Here is a 275-nt window from a genome sequence, read left to right as displayed (position 1 = left end):
CGACGTATTTGCAGGGCAAGGTCGAGGTGATGTCCCTGGACCCAATCGCGCTGGTGGCACAGTTAGCCGAACGCGGCATGAAGCATCTCTATATCGATGGTGGCCAAACGATCCAGGCGTTTCTAGACTCAGGGCTGATCAACGAGCTGATCATTACGCGTATTCCGGTGCTGCTGGGGCAAGGGATTCCATTTTTCAGCCAGGTCGGCAACGAGCATGATCTTCGCCATATCGGCACGTATGTGTCGGAGAATGGATTTGTTCAGAGTCGGTAC

Annotated in this window: 1 protein-coding gene; it reads left to right on the top strand. The window is 54.2% G+C overall.

Annotation, left to right across the window (positions count from 1 at the left end):
* The coding region (locus LD028_RS18185) for a dihydrofolate reductase family protein (protein ID WP_237811609.1) at window positions 1–275 on the top strand (275 nt) is incomplete at both ends.

This window comes from Anoxybacillus sp. LAT27, assembly GCF_022030075.1.
GTDB lineage: Bacteria > Bacillota > Bacilli > Bacillales > Anoxybacillaceae > Anoxybacillus > Anoxybacillus kestanbolensis.
This window is presented reverse-complemented; position numbering and strand designations above follow the sequence as displayed.